The sequence below is a fragment of the Serratia sp. BIGb0234 genome, assembly GCF_024809915.1.
Classification (GTDB): domain Bacteria; phylum Pseudomonadota; class Gammaproteobacteria; order Enterobacterales; family Enterobacteriaceae; genus Serratia; species Serratia liquefaciens.
Genome location: NZ_JANUEI010000006.1, coordinates 208,598 through 224,956, shown reverse-complemented (window position 1 = coordinate 224,956; position 16,359 = coordinate 208,598). Strand labels below are relative to the sequence as shown.

General features: G+C 55.9%; 13 protein-coding genes. 3 read left to right on the top strand and 10 right to left on the bottom strand.

The genetic code is table 11. From position 1 onward, the window contains the following. Positions 1 to 27: 27 nt before the first annotated feature. The 3 genes from M2407_RS20785 to M2407_RS20775 all read right to left on the bottom strand — a co-directional run bounded on the left by M2407_RS20785 (position 28) and on the right by M2407_RS20775 (position 4,133). Entirely contained in the window at positions 28 to 1,806 is a 1,779-nt protein-coding gene (locus M2407_RS20785; protein ID WP_020825503.1) for a SmdB family multidrug efflux ABC transporter permease/ATP-binding protein, read from the bottom strand. Next, positions 1,799 to 3,574, bottom strand: a complete 1,776-nt coding sequence (locus M2407_RS20780) for a SmdA family multidrug ABC transporter permease/ATP-binding protein (protein ID WP_259219417.1) — start codon at positions 3,572 to 3,574, stop codon at positions 1,799 to 1,801. Before M2407_RS20780 ends, M2407_RS20785 begins: the two co-directional genes overlap by 8 nt. Before the next feature lie 97 nt (positions 3,575 to 3,671). Continuing rightward, positions 3,672 to 4,133, bottom strand: a complete 462-nt coding sequence (locus M2407_RS20775) for an Lrp/AsnC family transcriptional regulator (protein WP_044548705.1) — start codon at positions 4,131 to 4,133, stop codon at positions 3,672 to 3,674. A 122-nt stretch (positions 4,134 to 4,255) separates the two neighbouring features. Between M2407_RS20775 and M2407_RS20770 the strand changes: the two genes are divergently transcribed. Continuing rightward, positions 4,256 to 5,296, top strand: a complete 1,041-nt coding sequence (locus tag M2407_RS20770) for a PLP-dependent cysteine synthase family protein (RefSeq protein WP_020825500.1) — start codon at positions 4,256 to 4,258, stop codon at positions 5,294 to 5,296. A gap of 61 nt (positions 5,297 to 5,357) precedes the next feature. Here the strand turns inward: M2407_RS20770 and cof are convergent, their stop codons facing one another. Beyond that, positions 5,358 to 6,182, bottom strand: coding sequence for an HMP-PP phosphatase (gene cof / locus M2407_RS20765; protein WP_128864424.1), 825 nt, complete (start codon positions 6,180 to 6,182; stop codon positions 5,358 to 5,360). Between the two features lie 103 nt (positions 6,183 to 6,285). Between cof and M2407_RS20760 the strand changes: the two genes are divergently transcribed. After that, positions 6,286 to 8,034 (top strand): SgrR family transcriptional regulator, encoded by a 1,749-nt coding sequence (locus tag M2407_RS20760; RefSeq protein ID WP_259219517.1) that lies wholly within the window; start codon positions 6,286 to 6,288, stop codon positions 8,032 to 8,034. A gap of 97 nt (positions 8,035 to 8,131) precedes the next feature. Next, entirely contained in the window at positions 8,132 to 8,830 is a 699-nt protein-coding gene (gene queC / locus M2407_RS20755; RefSeq protein WP_122077502.1) for a 7-cyano-7-deazaguanine synthase QueC, read from the top strand. A gap of 35 nt (positions 8,831 to 8,865) precedes the next feature. Here the strand turns inward: queC and M2407_RS20750 are convergent, their stop codons facing one another. The 6 genes from M2407_RS20750 to clpX form a co-directional block, all read right to left on the bottom strand. Next, positions 8,866 to 9,279 carry a thioesterase family protein gene (locus M2407_RS20750; RefSeq protein ID WP_020825496.1) on the bottom strand — a complete coding sequence of 138 codons (414 nt, stop codon included), beginning with the start codon at positions 9,277 to 9,279 and terminating at the stop codon, positions 8,866 to 8,868. Positions 9,280 to 9,434: 155 nt separating this feature from the next. Then, a complete protein-coding gene (locus M2407_RS20745) occupies positions 9,435 to 9,824 on the bottom strand; it encodes a helix-hairpin-helix domain-containing protein (protein WP_128864422.1) in 390 nt (129 codons plus the stop codon). Between the two features lie 139 nt (positions 9,825 to 9,963). Continuing rightward, a complete protein-coding gene (gene ppiD, locus M2407_RS20740; protein WP_046374348.1) occupies positions 9,964 to 11,847 on the bottom strand; it encodes a peptidylprolyl isomerase in 1,884 nt (627 codons plus the stop codon). A gap of 182 nt (positions 11,848 to 12,029) precedes the next feature. Further along, positions 12,030 to 12,302: a nucleoid-associated protein HU-beta gene (hupB, locus tag M2407_RS20735; RefSeq protein ID WP_006319790.1), complete on the bottom strand. Its 273-nt coding sequence runs from the start codon at positions 12,300 to 12,302 to the stop codon at positions 12,030 to 12,032. A gap of 216 nt (positions 12,303 to 12,518) precedes the next feature. After that, positions 12,519 to 14,873 (bottom strand): endopeptidase La, encoded by a 2,355-nt coding sequence (gene lon / locus M2407_RS20730; protein WP_020825493.1) that lies wholly within the window; start codon positions 14,871 to 14,873, stop codon positions 12,519 to 12,521. 194 nt (positions 14,874 to 15,067) lie between these two features. Continuing rightward, positions 15,068 to 16,339 (bottom strand): ATP-dependent protease ATP-binding subunit ClpX, encoded by a 1,272-nt coding sequence (clpX, locus tag M2407_RS20725; RefSeq protein WP_020825492.1) that lies wholly within the window; start codon positions 16,337 to 16,339, stop codon positions 15,068 to 15,070. Positions 16,340 to 16,359: the final 20 nt, after the last annotated feature.

The window sequence follows — 16,359 nt, the reverse complement described above, 5'->3', positions numbered from 1 at the left end:
AAAGGGGCCGTTAAAACGGCCCCCAGATCATGCGGGTTGTGTTTCTTCGCGATTGGCAGCGGCCAATTCTTCACCCACCAGTTGCAGCTGGTACATCTGGTAGTAACGCCCCTGCTGAGCCAACAGTTGCTGATGATTGCCCTGCTCGACCGCCTGACCCCGGTGCAGAACCAGAATGGAATCAGCATCGACAATGGTCGACAACCGGTGAGCGATCACCACCAGCGTGGTATGTTCACGAATCAAACGCAGTGCACGCTGAATCGCTTGCTCAGTGCCTGAATCGATGTTGGCGGTCGCTTCGTCGAGGATCAGGATCTGCGGCGCCTGCACCAACACCCTGGCCATCGCCAATAGCTGTTTCTGGCCCACCGACAGGTTGTTACCCTGCTCGCCCAGCCGGGTGTGAATCCCCTGCGGGAAGCTGCGTACCAGCTCAGCCAATTGCACCGTTTCCAGCGCCTGCCACACTATCTCTTCACTGATGTTACGGCCCAGCGTAACGTTGGCCAGCACCGATTCGGCGATCACCACCGGATCCTGCTGCACCATTGCCACCCCCTGCCGCAACGTACGGTGCGACAGACTGGCCAGCGGACGACCATCGAGACGGACTTCGCCCTGATTGACCGGGTAATACCCCATCAGCAGGTTGGCCAGCGTGCTCTTGCCGCTGCCGGTATGCCCCACCAACGCCACAAAGCCCCGCGACGGCACCGACAGCGAAATATGCTGCAGCACCTTTTTGTCATCCCGGTAGGCAAAGCTCAGGTCTTCAATATCAATGCGGCCACTCTCGAGCGGGCGATCGTCCGTCCCATAGCTCTGTTGACGGCGATCCATCAGTTCGAAAATACGCTCGCCGGCCACCACCGCCTGCTGCAGAATCGACTGCTGCGACGTCAGCTCAATCAACGGCTCATTCAGACGCCCGAGGTAGTTGATAAAGGCATAGAGCACGCCCACGCCAATGCTTCCCTCACCGCTGAAACCAAACAACATCAGCAGGCCACACAGCACCAGCGCCGAAAACAGGCTGAGCAGCGGACGCAACAGGAAACCATCCAGCCGCAGAGTCTGCATACGCGCGGTGTAGTGCGAACGGCTGGCGGCGCTCATGCGTTCACCAAAGCGGATCTGCTGGCGGAACTGCTGGATCACGCCCATGCCGTTGATCACTTCGTTAAAGCCGTCGTTGATGTCTGCCAGATAGCTGCGCACCCGGCGCACAATCGGGATGCTGTAGTATTGGTAAATGCCCATCACCACAAACACCGCCGGGAAGATGCAGATCGCCACCAGCGCCATACGCCAGTCCAGGCTGAACATCGCCACCAGCATGGCGCCAATCAGCGCAGCGCTTTTCAATACGGTGGACACTACCATGACGTACAGATCTTTAATCACCTCGGTGTCATTGGTCACTCGCGAGATCAACTGCCCCACCGGCTGCGTATCAAAAGCGCTGAGCGGCTGACGCAACGCGGCGTCCATCACGTCGGTACGCAGGCGTTGAACCACCCCGACCGCGGCCTGGTTGAACAACAACGCTTGAAAATAGTGCAGCGCCGCCGCCAACAGCTCCAGCAGAATATAGGCCGCCGCCAGCCCGCAGACGATCATCAGCGGCAACTGGCCCTTAGCCACATAGTTATCGATAAAATAACTGATCAGGATCGGCCCGGCGACTTCCGCTGCCGCCGCAACCCACAACATCAACACCGCCAGCCCCAGAGGTTTGCGGTATGGCGATCCATAAGCCAGCAACCGTTTCAGCGTCGGCCACAGCTTTTGCATCTTATTCATTGGCCAGTATCTCCTCGCCGCTTTCCGGTGCCTCATCCAGCGCCGCTTCCAGTTGCTGATAGCGGTACATATCGCGGTACCAGCCCGGTTGGGCCGCCAGGGACGCATGTTCGCCACGCTGAGCCACGCCGCCGTGTTGTATCACCAGAATTTCGCTGGCTTCGGTCAGTGCCGAAAGCCGGTGCGCGCTGATAATCACCGTCCGGTTTTGTCCCCAACTGCGCAAATTGTGCAGGATTTGGTGTTCGGTTCGACCATCTACCGCCGACAACGCATCGTCGAGGATCAAGATTTCTGCATCCAGCAACAATGCACGGGCAATAGAAATACGCTGTTTCTGGCCTCCGGACAGCATCACGCCACGCTCACCCACTTCAGTTTCATAGCCTTGCGGCAGGCGCATAATGTCTTCATGCACGCTGGCCAACTGGGCCGCACGCTCAATCTGTTCCTGCGTCGCGCCCGGATTCCCCAGCGCAATATTGTTGGCCACGCTGTCCGAGAACAAGAATGGCGTCTGACTCACCACAGACAATCGCGAACGCCAGTCGTCGATCTTCACCTGGGTCAGCGGCAATCCCTGATAGCTAATCTGGCCATCATCCACATCAAACTGGCGCTGGATCAACGACAGTAACGTTGACTTACCGGCACCGGTCGGGCCACACAGGCCAAGCATCTGACCCGGTTCCAGCTTCAACGTGACATCGTGCAACGCCGGGTGCTGGTTGCCAGGATAGTGGAAGGATCGGATATCGACGGCCAGGCTGCCACGCCCCGCCGGCAATGGATACTCACCGTCGGTCACTGCCGGCGCTTCCTCCAGCAGGCTGCGAATGCGACCGTATGCCGCACTGCCGCGTTCAACAATGTTGAACATCCAGGCCAGCGCCAGCATCGGCCAAATCATCAGGCCGAGGTACATCACGAAGCTGGTCAGTTGCCCAAGCGTCAGGGAGCCATTGACCACCATCCAGCTGCCACCGCCGATAGCCAACAGATTGGCGGTACCGATAGCGATGTAAATCGTCGGGTCAAAACGCGCATCTACCCGCGCTACGTGCATATTTTTGGCGCCGGTTTGGGCGGCCACTTCGGCAAATTGATTGGATTGGTGATCCTCCAGACCAAACGCCTTGATCATGCGGATGCTGGTCATGCTTTCCTGCGCCTGATCGTTCAGGCTGGAGAACGCCGCCTGCGCCGATTTAAAGCGCTGATGCAACTGATCGCCGTAATACTTGATAACGATCGCCATGATGGGCATAGGGATCAACGACAGCAGGGTCAACTGCCAGCTAATTTGGGTGCTCATCACCACCAGCACCGCCAAGCCCATTACCAGCGAATCGACCAGCGTCAATACCCCTTCACCGGCAGCGAAAACGACCCGATCGACATCATTGGTGGCGCGTGCCATCAGATCGCCGGTACGGTGGCGCAGATAGAAAGCCGGGTTCTGGCGGCTAAGCTGGCGATAGAAATTTTCACGCAGTTCGACGGCAAGCTGATAAGACGCGCCAAACAGCAACACTCGCCATACGTAGCGCAGCAGGTAGACCACCACGGCGGTGCCGAGCATCATCCCCAGCCATGCCATCAGCACGCCGCTGGACATCTGTTTTTCGGTAATACCGTCGACAATGATCCCCACCAGCTTGGGTGGCAACAGCTGCAGAATGGCAATGATGATCAACAGCACCACTGCCCCCAGGTAGCGGCGCCACTCGCGGCGGAAGTACCAGCCGATTTGGGTAAATAGTCTCACGCAGTTTTATTCCAGGATGTAGATGTAATAGTTTTTTCTCTCGATCTGCCTCAGCAGAGTAGGATACCACCGTTACTTTGCCAATTTGGTGAACTTTTCACTCAGGAACCGGCAGGGCGGTGGTGTATTTGATTTTTTCCATCGCGAAGCTGGAAGTGACGTCGATCAGCCCAGGTACCCCGTTCACCAGACGCTTGTAAAAGCTGTCGTAGCTCTTCATATCAGCTACTTCCACCTGCATCAGGTAATCGTACTCCCCCGCCATGCGGTAAAATGCCAGCACCTCCGGCATCTGCTGGGTCAGTTGCACGAACGTCTGATACCACTCGCTGCTGTGCTGCTGGGTTTTGATCAGCACAAATGCCGTCAGGCCCAACCCGAGTTTTTCATTATCCAGCAGCGCGACCCGCCCACGGATATAGCCTTCCTCTTCCAGCCGTTTCAGCCTTTTCCAGCAAGGCGTCGACGTCAGATTGACCGCATCGGCCAGCGCCTGCAGCGGCTGGGTGCAGTCCTGTTGCAGCATGCACAGTAACTTACGGTCTGTTTTATCTAACATATCGTCAACCAGGAGAAAAATTTTCTCTCATTAAGCGATTAAACAGGAAAAATGGCAATCCTTTTTTCCCGGCGGCAGGCTATATTATGCAGCAAATAAGCCCCCTATTCTGAGGCCAGACGATGACAAACTCTTGGGTAAAATATGCTATCGGTGAAATAGAAGCGGATTTCCAACGCTCCGCCGACACGCACCTGATCCGCCTGAACCTGCCCGAATTTCCCGGTATCTGCCTGTACCTGAAAGATGAAAGCACTCACCCGACCGGCAGCCTGAAGCATCGGCTGGCGCGCTCGCTGTTCCTGTACGGCCTGTGCAACGGCTGGATAACCGAAAACACCACGATTATCGAAGCCTCTTCAGGTAGCACCGCCGTGTCCGAAGCTTACTTCGCCCGGCTGATTGGCCTGCCGTTTATTGCCGTGATGCCTTCCTGCACGGCACGCCGCAAGGTTGAGCAAATTGCGTTTTACGGCGGCCGCTGCCATTTCGTCGATCACGCGGCACAGATTTACGCGGTCTCCGAGCAGTTGGCGCAAGAACTGAACGGCCACTATATGGATCAGTTCACCTACGCCGAACGCGCCACCGACTGGCGCGGCAATAACAACATCGCCGACAGCATCTTCCGCCAGATGGCGCGTGAACCCTTCCCTGTCCCTAAACATATCGTGATGAGCGCGGGCACCGGCGGTACATCTGCAACGCTGGGACGCTATATTCGCTATCAGGGGCACGACACCCGCTTGACGGTCGTCGATCCGGAAAACTCGGTATTCTATGATTGTTTCCACCAGCGCGATCGCACCCTGATCGGCAGTTGCGGCAGCAGGATCGAAGGTATTGGCCGCCCGCGCGCCGAACCCTCGTTTATCCCGTCGGTGGTCGACAGCATGCTGCGCGTTCCGGACGCGGCCAGCGTTGCTACCATTCATTGGCTGGAAACGGTACTGGGCCGTAAAGTGGGCGCCTCCACCGGTACTAATGTATGGGGCGCGCTGCAATTGGCAAAACAGATGCGGGAAAATGGCGAACAGGGTTCTATCGTCACCCTGCTATGCGACAGCGGTGAGCGCTATCTGGATACCTACTACAACCCTGAATGGGTGAGAAACAATATCGGCGATCTGACCCCGTATCTGGCGCAACTGGCAGACTTGTAATCGCACCGGGCAGGCGAAAAAAAGCCGGGTAAGTCATACCCGGCCGGCTGCCAATAAAGCCTCATAATTCGGGGGAATAGGTGAGGTAAGGTGAACGCAGCCAATGTTGCAAATAGTGAGCCACCGCCTGCTGTTCGCAATGGCCGATAACCTGTAGTTGTGGCAGTGAAGACTTCAGCTGCGGCAGGGCATTGCCCATCACCACGCCGTGCCCTACCGTCGCCAGCATTTCCCTGTCGTTCATGGCATCGCCAAACGCCATGCAGTCCGCCATCTTCAGCCCCAGATGGCGGCTCAACGTATCCAGCGCGGTGCCTTTGTTACACCCCAACGGCAAGACCTCCAGGCACTCATAGGCAGAGAAACAGAGATCAACGCGTGCTCCAAACTGTTCTCGTAGCTGAATCTGTAGCTTAAGCAGTTCCACATGTGGTCCAACGAAGCACACCTTGCTGTTGCCGAAGGCCGGTAAACGACGCACTTCGGTAAGCTGATAACGGAAGCCGCTCAGATGATGAGCCCGCAACATTTCTTCCGGTACCGCAAACTCGGTCATCCAGCCTTCGTCACGGAAGACGTGCATGCTGGCAACCGTATGCCAATGGGTGTGCAGCACCTCTTCGGCTATGTCAGCAGGCAAATCGGTGGCGTGAAGTTGTTGCCCCTGATGATCGTAAACCCGCGTACCGTTGCCGGTAATCAGATAGCCTTGCAGACCCAGCTGCGCCATGATCGGCTGCGCGTCCAGGTAGTGACGCCCGGTAGCGAAGGTGACAACCATCTCCCGTTCAACCAGTTGCTTTAGCACCGCCAGAGTTTCCGGCCCGACCCGGTGATCCGGTGTCAACAATGTGCCATCCATATCAAAAGCCGCCAGGCGATACATAAAGACCTCATGAATGTGAACGCGATTACAGTCCCTGCAGTATGAGATGGTATTTGCGGAAGTAATAGTGAACAATTCTGGAAAACTGTTCCGGATTTCCATCATGCGCCTGACCCATCGTCTCAGCCAGTATCAACGCCTGTATCAACAGCTCGGCGCTGCGCCAGTGGCCATCACCATCGGCGAACTCGCAGCCCTGTTCTATTGCAGCGAACGCCATGCTCGCACGCTGGTACAACAGCTACAGGATCAGGGCTGGCTAAGCTGGCAGTCACAGCCCGGTCGCGGCAAGCGGGCTCGCCTGCAGTGTTTGAAAACCCCGGATGAGCTGCGCGCCGCCCACTTGCAGCGCTTGCTGCATGACGGCGACCACCAGGGCGCGTTGGAAATGGCGCAGTTGGCGCCGCAGCATTTGCAGGAGTTGCTCAGCCCGCATCTCGGCGGCCAGTGGCAGGCAGGCAGCCCAACGCTGCGTATCCCCTATTACCGCACGCTGGAATCTCTGGATCCACTGACCCTGACCGGCCGCGCCGAACAACATTTGGTTACCACCCTGCATGCCGGCCTGACGCGCTTCATTACCGGCAATCCTGAACCGCAATCCGATCTGGCCCATCACTGGCAAATCAGCCATGACGGCCTGCGCTGGCAGTTCTTCCTGCGCAGCCAATTACGCTGGCACAACGGTGAAATGCTGACCGGCCAGCAGCTGTTGCAAACGCTGGAAAAGCTGCAACGACACCTTCGTAGCCGGCCCAGCCTGGCCAACGTTAAGGCCATCAGCCTGCCGCATGCGCTGTGTCTGCAGTTTGATTTACAGCATCCCGACTACTGGTTGGCGCATCGTCTTGCGGAATTGCCTTGCCTGCTAACCCACCCGGAGGCCGCAGGCATTGGCGCTGGCCCTTTCAAACTGACGCTAAACGAGGCGCATTTGGTACGGCTGGAACAGCATCCGTTTTACCATTTGCAGCATCCTTATCTTGAGAGCATCGAGTATTGGATCACCCCGGAGCTACAGGTCGACGCGGCTTACACCAGTTGCCAGCACCCGGTGCGCATAACCATCGGCCAGCAGGAAGAGATGGCGCTGGCACGGCCGGTGCAACGCAGCATGAGCCTGGGCTGGTGCTATCTGGCGGTCAATTTGAAACACGGCGTGCTCAACGAAGCCCAGGGCCAAAAACTGCTGATGTTGATCCAGCAATCTGGCCTGTTGGCCAATCTGCCGGTACCAAACAGCGTCATCACCCCCAGCCACGAAATGCTGCCAGGCTGGGCCATCCCTCGGCATCAGGTCGATGATGAGATAGCCCTCCCCGCCAAATTGACGCTGCTGTATCGGCCACCGGTAGAACTGGAAACGGTCACTGTGGCTCTGCAGCAGCTATTAGCACGCCACGGCTGCGAGCTGGAACTGCGTTATTACGCGGGTAAACGCTGGCAAAGCGCCGAACAAATCGAACAGGCCGACCTGCTGCTGGCCGATAACCTGATCGGTGAGTCACCGGAGGCGACGCTGGAAAGCTGGCTGCGGCAAGATACGCTGTGGCGCGGCATTCTGCCCGACGATCGCTGGCGACATCAGCAGCAGACGCTGCAGCAGATCCAACAGTTACCTGCACAGCAACCGCGTTATGAGCAGTTGAAAGAGTATTATCAGCAGCTGATGAGGGCGGCGATCATCACGCCCTTGTTTCACTATCAGTATCAGATCAGCGCACCGCCGCGCATTCATGGGGTTACCCTGACCGCCCATGGCTGGTTCGATTTCTGCCAGGCCTGGCTGCCGCCGCCGCTGGACTCGACAGAGCCGCTTTCCCCAGACTTAATGGGCCCGGCCCAGCGGTAACCCGCTATTTCTGCTACCATTGCTGCCGCAACGCATTTTTATCCTACCGCCCGAGTGTTCATCGGGTAGGGTCTCAGCACTAAATTGAGGTAATTTTATGAAACGCGCGGTTGTCGTTTTCAGCGGTGGACAAGATTCCACGACCTGCTTGATTCAGGCATTGCAACAGTACGACGAAGTTCACTGCGTCACCTTCGATTACGGTCAGCGCCATCGCGCCGAGATTGAGGTGGCTCAAGCGCTGTCGGTGGCCCTTGGGGCCAAGGCACATAAGCTGCTGGACGTTGGCCTGCTCAATGAACTGGCGATCAGCAGCCTGACCCGTGACAATATCCCGGTTCCGGCTTACGGCAGCACCGAAGCCAACGGGTTGCCGAGCACTTTCGTGCCGGGCCGTAATATTCTGTTCCTGACGCTGGCGGCGATTTATGCCTACCAGGTCGAAGCCGAGGCGGTGATCACCGGCGTTTGCGAAACCGATTTTTCCGGTTATCCCGACTGCCGCGACGAATTTGTCAAAGCGCTGAACCAGGCAATAGTGCTGGGCATCGCCCGCGATATCCGTTTTGAAACGCCACTGATGTGGCTGAACAAGGCTGAGACCTGGGCACTGGCAGATTACTACCATCAGTTGGATCTGGTTCGGCAGGAAACCCTGACCTGCTACAGCGGCATTAAAGGCGACGGCTGCGGTGAATGTGCCGCCTGTCACCTGCGCGCCAACGGCCTGAAGCAATACCAAATCAACAAGGCGGAAGTGATGGCGAGCCTGAAACAGAAGACCGGCCTGGTCTGAGTGAATAACGGCGGCAAACATTGCCGCTCGTTGCTTTAGCCTTCTTCCGACAGCGTGAGCACCTGAAGGTGTTCGCGCAGTTGCCCTTCAATCGGCAACGCCCGCTGAGTTTTCAAATCGACGCAGACAAAGGTCAGCATCGCATCCGCGACCGGCGCGCCCGTGGCATCCTGCGTCACCTTTTGGCTCAGCACGCCGCTTTTACCGTTAAGCTGCACCATCTGACTGTCGATACGCAACTTGTCTCCCAGCACCGCCGGCGTGCGGTAATTAATATTGATATTAACCACGATAAAGGCGATGTTGTTTTCCGTCATCCAACGGAAGCCCTCCTGGTTCTCCAGCCAATCCCAGCGCGCCTCCTCGAGAAATTCGAGATAGCGTGCATTGTTAACATGTTGGTAAACATCGAGATGATAACCACGGACTTTGATAAAGGTCTGATGCATAGGGAACGGCCACTCCTGCCTGGTGATTACAGAAAGAAGGAGCCACTGATGGCTCCTTCACCCGTTTGGTCAAGTCGCCAAACTGGTAAGACCTGTAAAATGTAGCAGAGGAAAAAGGGCTGCATGGGCACTTTGCCATGCAGCCGTGATAGATATCACATTTTGAGCCGCGCACGGTTCCGTTCAAACAGGGCGGGCCCAATACCCGGCACTTCCTGAAGCTGCTCAATCTGCGTAAAAGGACCATTCTGCTCACGGTAGCGCACGATGCTTTCCGCTTTCTTCAAACCCACCCCCTTCAGTACGCTGGCCAACTGCTCGGCATCGGCCTGATTGATACTGACCGATGCCTCATCGTCGATGCCGACTGCGGCTTCAGTGCCTTGCCCTGCTTTCACCGCCGGTGCTGATAACACCGGCTGACCGGTCGCGCTCTTTTCCTCAGCGGCCATCGATGGCCCGGCCAGGCCTATCAGGGCCGCGGCCAGCAAAACTTTGAGGCTGAAACCATATCCATTAACCGCTTTCATTTCTGCAAGTTGCATGCTGTATCCTCCTTGTGTTTAACAGCAAGCTCACCTTGCCGCAGCGAATGAACTTCAGCAATTGGCGGATAACAGATATGGAAAAGGCCGCGAAAGCGGCCTTTTGGAATTGCATTGCGTTGCAGAAAACTGCGGCGCGTTACTGAGGCTGTTGCTGCTCAGCGGCACCCATGGTGATTTTGGCTTCTTTACGCAAGCTGGCCAGCAGCGAGTCAAAGGAGACGCCGGTAGCGCCTTCTTCCATTTTGCTGACGAAGGTTTTCATTTCTTCCGCCGACAGGCTGCCTGGCGTCACGGCATCAAGTGCAATCAGCACTACGTTGTCCTGACGGTCTTGCGACATGCCGTATACCGGTTTGCCTTCCTGCGGGTGCGGCAGCGCGAACACGCTCTGCACCAGTTGGCTGTCTTCCGGCGCGCGTGCCATCTTCTGCACGCTGCCAAAGCTCAGGCCGGCCGCTTTCATCGCTTCGTCGCCCTTGCCCTGTTTCAGCTCAACCAACAGCTTTTCGCCCTGCAGTTTCGCTTCCTGTTCGGCTTTGTTGCGCTTGACCAATTCCGCCACGCGATCTTTTACCTGATCGAACGGCTCAATGCCTTCTGGCTTGTGGCCTGAAACGCGGATCACGAAGGCACGGTCGCCATCAACGGTGATTACATCGGAGTTGCTGCCCGGAGAGCCGCCTTCGCCAATCAGTGAACCGTCGAAAATCGACTGGACGACAGGTTTGAAGTTCAGCGCAGCCGGAATGTTGTCGCGGGTGAACCAATCGGTCTGAGTCGCTTTCACGCCGGCGGCTTCTTCGGCTGAGGCCAGAGATTCGTTATCGCTGGTCGCCGCTTCACTCACCTTTTGCTGCAGCGCGTAATAGGCGTCTACCGCCTTCTCCTGCTTAACCTGCTTGGCGATGGCATCACGCACTTCGCTAAGCGGCTTCACTTTTTCCGGCTCGATGTCGTTCAGACGTACGACCAGATAGCCCACAGAGGACTTCACTGCACCGGAAAGCTGGCCTTTTTCGGTCAGGTTTGCCTGTTTCAGCTCGTCTGCCGTGGTGTCCGGCTCCAGCCAGCCCAGCTCGCCACCGGTACGGCGTGAGATGATGTCGGTGGATTTTTCTTTCGCCAGGGTGGCGAAATCGCCGCCTTTTTTCAGCTCGTCCAGCACCGCATTGGCTTCCGCCTCGGTTTTAAGCTGGATCACGCTGTAGTTTTTACGCTCAGGCTGGCCATAGCTGCTTTTGTGCTGGTCGTAATAGGCGCTGATATCCGCATCGGCTACCGTCACCTTGTCCTGCATAGAGGCGGCGTCCATCGGGATGTAGCTTACTTTGACCTGCTCCGGCGCAATGAAGCTGTTCTTGTTCTGGCTGTAGTAGTCTTTCAGCTCGTCGTCGGTCACGGTCTGCTTGGCCTGCAACGCTTTCAGATCCAGCGTAGCCAGGCGCACATCGCGCTGCTGCAGCACCAGTGACGTCATCCCTTGCGCTTCGGTTGGCAGGATGAAACCTGACTCGCCGAAGGCCTGGATCACCTGCTGATTAACCAACTGCTGACGCATTGACTGCGCAAAGTTATCGGCGGTGTAACCCATGCGGCTAATCAGATCGAGATATTTAGCGTTATCGAACTGGCCGTTTGTCTGGAAGTAAGGCGCTTTACGGATGGCTTCTTTCACCTGATCGTCACTGACGCTCAGGCCTAATTTCTTGGCATATTGGTCCAGCAGCATGTTGTCGATCAGCTGTGACAGTGCCTGATGGCGCATCTGCTGCATATAGCCTTCGTTGCCCGCCAGTACGGAGAACTGGTCACCCAACTGTTGCTGCATGCGGCTGCGTTCGCTTTGGAAAGCCTGTTCCAGCTGAGCACGCTCGATCACCTGGCCATTGACCTTCGCTGCATAATCACCGGCACTCCCCTGATAGCTGACCACCCCTGTCAAAAGAAATGACAAAATGATCAAGCCCAGGATGATTTTGAGCACGACGTGATTAGCTGCCGCGCGTAAATTGTCCATCATAGTGTGACAACACTCCGCTGTGATGTGGATTAAAAACACCCTTGTGCAGGCGCGTTCCCTGCGACAAAAATAAAAAAAGCGCATCAATCTGATGCGCCTTATATCTTACCTTACCAGCACCGTTGCGTCAGGTGATTGTTTATTGCTAAACCCTGCAACGCTAAACGGTTAGACGCAAACAATCAGTTTACTGCGTCTTTCAGCGCTTTCCCTGCACGGAAGGCCGGAACTTTGGCTGCCGCGATTTTGATCTCTTTACCGGTCTGTGGGTTACGGCCAGTACGGGCAGAACGCTCACGCACGGTGAAAGAACCGAAACCAACCAGCGCCACGTCATCCCCTTCCTTCAAGGATTCGGTAACAGATGCAATCACTGCATCTAAAGCACGCCCAGCTGCCGCTTTGGAAATATCAGCACCTGCGGCAATTTTGTCGATCAGTTGTGACTTATTCACTCTATCATCCCCTCTAGAATTCAATCGTCGCACCGGAAAATCCCTACGGTTGCGACAGCGCAGCTGTTATATCAATCCCATCGAACCTTGGCAAGCCACCGAAAGCGTGACAAAACGCGGGCCGACAGCTTTCTAACTTAGCGGTACAAAAAAAGACTGGCAAGTCCGAAATGACTTGCCAGCATAAGTTTTATCAATGGTTTTTGCGATTCGTCACTATTTTGCCGCTACCGGCAGTGCGCCGAAGGCCGGATTCTGCAACGCAAGGTTCAAAACCTCATCGATTCGCTGCACCGGATGAATCTCCAGATCGGCGATAACATTGTCCGGAATTTCTTCCAAATCGCGCTTGTTCTCATACGGGATCAGCACGGTTTTAATGCCGCCGCGATGCGCAGCCAACAGTTTCTCTTTCAAGCCACCAATCGGCAGTACCTGACCACGCAAGGTGATCTCACCGGTCATTGCCACATCGGCACGAACCGGGTTGCCGGTCAGGCAAGACACCAGCGCGGTACACATGGCGATACCGGCACTCGGGCCGTCTTTCGGCGTCGCGCCTTCCGGCACGTGCACGTGAATATCGCGCTTCTCGTAGAAATCGGCGTTGATACCCAGTTTGTCTGCACGCGCACGGACCACGGTCAGCGCAGCCTGAATCGATTCCTGCATCACTTCACCGAGAGAACCGGTGTAGGTCAGCTTGCCTTTGCCCGGCACGCACGCGGTTTCAATAGTCAGCAGATCGCCGCCCACTTCCGTCCACGCCAGGCCGGTGACCTGGCCCACACGGTTTTCGGTATCGGCGCGACCATAGTCAACACGCTGGACACCCAGATAATCTTTCAGGTTGTCGCCGTTGATCTCGATATGCTTGATCTTCTTGTCCATCAGCAGCGTTTTCACCGCTTTACGGCACAGCTTGGAGATTTCACGCTCCAGGCTACGCACCCCGGCTTCGCGGGTGTAATAACGGATAATGCCAATGATGGCGCTGTCGTCGACCGTCAGCTCACCTTTTTTCAGGGCGTTACGCTCAAGCTGCTTCGGCAGCAGGTGCTGCTTGGCGATATTGAGCTTCTCGTCCTCGGTGTAGCCGGACAGGCGAATCACTTCCATACGGTCCAGCAACGGCGCAGGAATGTTCATCGAGTTCGAGGTAGCAACGAACATCACGTCGGACAGATCGTAATCCACTTCCAGGTAGTGATCGTTAAACGCCACGTTCTGTTCCGGATCCAGCACTTCAAGCAATGCAGAAGCCGGATCGCCACGCATGTCGGAAGACATCTTGTCGATTTCGTCCAGCAGGAACAGCGGGTTTTTCACCCCGACCTTGGCCATTTTCTGGATCAGTTTACCCGGCATCGAGCCGATGTAGGTACGACGGTGACCGCGAATTTCCGCTTCGTCACGCACGCCGCCCAGCGCCATACGCACGTACTGGCGACCGGTCGCTTTGGCGATCGACTGTCCCAACGAGGTTTTACCTACGCCAGGAGGCCCCACCAGACACAGGATAGGCCCTTTGATTTTGCTTACGCGGCTCTGTACTGCGAGATACTCAAGAATACGGTCCTTGACTCGCTCCAGGCCATAGTGATCGATATCGAGCACTTCTTGCGCTTTAACCAGGTCTTTTTTAACCTTGCTGCGCGCATTCCACGGCACCTGCAGCATCCAGTCGATGTAACCACGAACCACGGTCGCTTCCGCAGACATCGGTGACATCATTTTCAGCTTTTGCAGTTCCGCTTCGGTTTTTTCACGCGCGTCTTTCGGCATTTTCGCCGCTTCAATCTTGCGCTTCAGCGCTTCATGCTCGTCCGGCGCGTCGTCCATCTCGCCCAGTTCTTTCTGAATCGCCTTCATCTGCTCATTCAGATAGTACTCGCGCTGACTTTTTTCCATCTGCTTTTTGACGCGGTTACGGATACGTTTTTCAACCTGAAGCAGGTCAATTTCCGATTCCATCATCGCCATCAGGTATTCCAGACGTTCGGTGATATCGAACATCTCCAGTACCGACTGCTTGTCGCTGAGTTTCAGCGGCATGTGCGCGGCGATGGTATCCGCCAGGCGTGCAGCATCGTCGATGCTGTTCAATGACGTCAGCACCTCCGGTGGAATTTTTTTGTTCAGTTTGATGTAGCCTTCAAACTGATTGATTGCGGTGCGCACCAGGACTTCTTGTTCACGTTCGTCAATCGCCGGTGACTCAAGATATTCTGCCTGGGCGGCAAAGTGCTCGCCGCTGTCGGAAAGCGTAGTAATACGTGCCCGCTGCAGGCCTTCTACCAGCACTTTTACCGTGCCGTCTGGCAGTTTTAGCATCTGTAAAATCGACGCTACGGTGCCGACAGAGAACAAGTCATTAATGCCAGGTTCATCCGTTGAGGCCTCTTTCTGTGCCACCAGCATGATCTTTTTATCATGATCCATTGCTGCTTCGAGGCACCGAATCGATTTTTCCCGGCCAACAAATAACGGGATCACCATGTGCGGATAAACCACCACGTCGCGCAACGGCAAGACGGGGATTTCAATGCGTTCGGAACGCTCAGGGTTCATAGAGCTCTCTCTTAAGTTTAACTTCCGCCAGGTTGAGGGGAATCTCATGAGACGCAAGCATCAAACGTTTCATAAAATCTGGTTAATGAGTATATGGGGATGAATCTCTTACATTCAACGGCAAGAATGCAGGAAAAAGAAATGGGGGATAAAATCCCCCATTTTGACATTAACTTTCTGGTTTGACTGGCGAATTATTCGCCTGAAGCCTGTGCTTCCGGTTTGCCGTAAATCAGCAAAGGCTTGGACTGGCCGGCGATAACTGATTCATCGATCACCACTTTATCGACGCTGTCCATGGATGGCAGGTCATACATGGTGTCCAGCAACGCGCCTTCTACAATGGAGCGCAGACCACGTGCACCGGTTTTACGCGTCATGGCCTTCTTGGCGATGGCGTTCAGCGCTTCTTCACGGAATTCCAGTTCCACGCCTTCCAGATTGAACAATGCCTGATACTGTTTGGTTAAGGCATTTTTCGGCTCTTTCAGGATCTGGATCAGCGCTTCTTCGCTCAGTTCGCTCAGGGTTGCCACGACCGGCAGACGACCGATGAACTCAGGAATCAGGCCAAACTTGATCAGATCTTCCGGCTCAGCCTGCAGCAGCAGTTCGCCTTCGGTCGCTTTCTCAGCTTCACCCTTCACTGTCGCGCCGAAGCCGATACCGGAACCGGTATTGACGCGCTGACCAATCACCTTATCCAGGCCGGCAAATGCGCCGCCGCAGATAAACAGGATTTTCGAGGTATCAACCTGCAGGAATTCCTGCTGAGGATGCTTACGGCCCCCCTGCGGCGGAACCGCGGCAATGGTGCCTTCGATCAGCTTCAACAGGGCCTGCTGCACGCCTTCACCCGACACGTCACGGGTGATGGACGGATTGTCTGACTTACGGGAAATCTTGTCGATTTCATCGATGTAGACGATGCCGCGTTGTGCTTTCTGCACGTCGTAATCGCACTTCTGCAGCAGCTTCTGGATGATGTTCTCCACGTCCTCACCCACATAACCGGCTTCGGTCAGCGTGGTGGCGTCGGCCATGGTGAAAGGCACGTCCAGGAAGCGCGCCAGCGTTTCTGCCAGCAGAGTTTTGCCGCTACCGGTCGGGCCAATCAGCAGAATGTTGCTTTTGCCCAACTCGATACCGTTGCTGGTATCGCCGTTACGCAGGCGTTTGTAGTGGTTATACACCGCTACCGCCAGCACTTTTTTCGCCTGCTCCTGGCCAATGACATAGTCATCCAGGTGGTGGCGAATTTCGTGCGGCGTCGGCAGCGCACTGCGCTCACGATGCGGGGCAACTTCTTTAATCTCTTCGCGAATAATGTCGTTACACAGGTCAACACATTCATCGCAGATATACACTGACGGACCGGCAATCAGCTTACGCACTTCATGCTGGCTTTTGCCGCAGAAAGAGCAGTACAGCAGCTTTCCTGAACCGTCTTTGCGCTTATCTGTCATCAGTAAACCTCTTCTTTAGT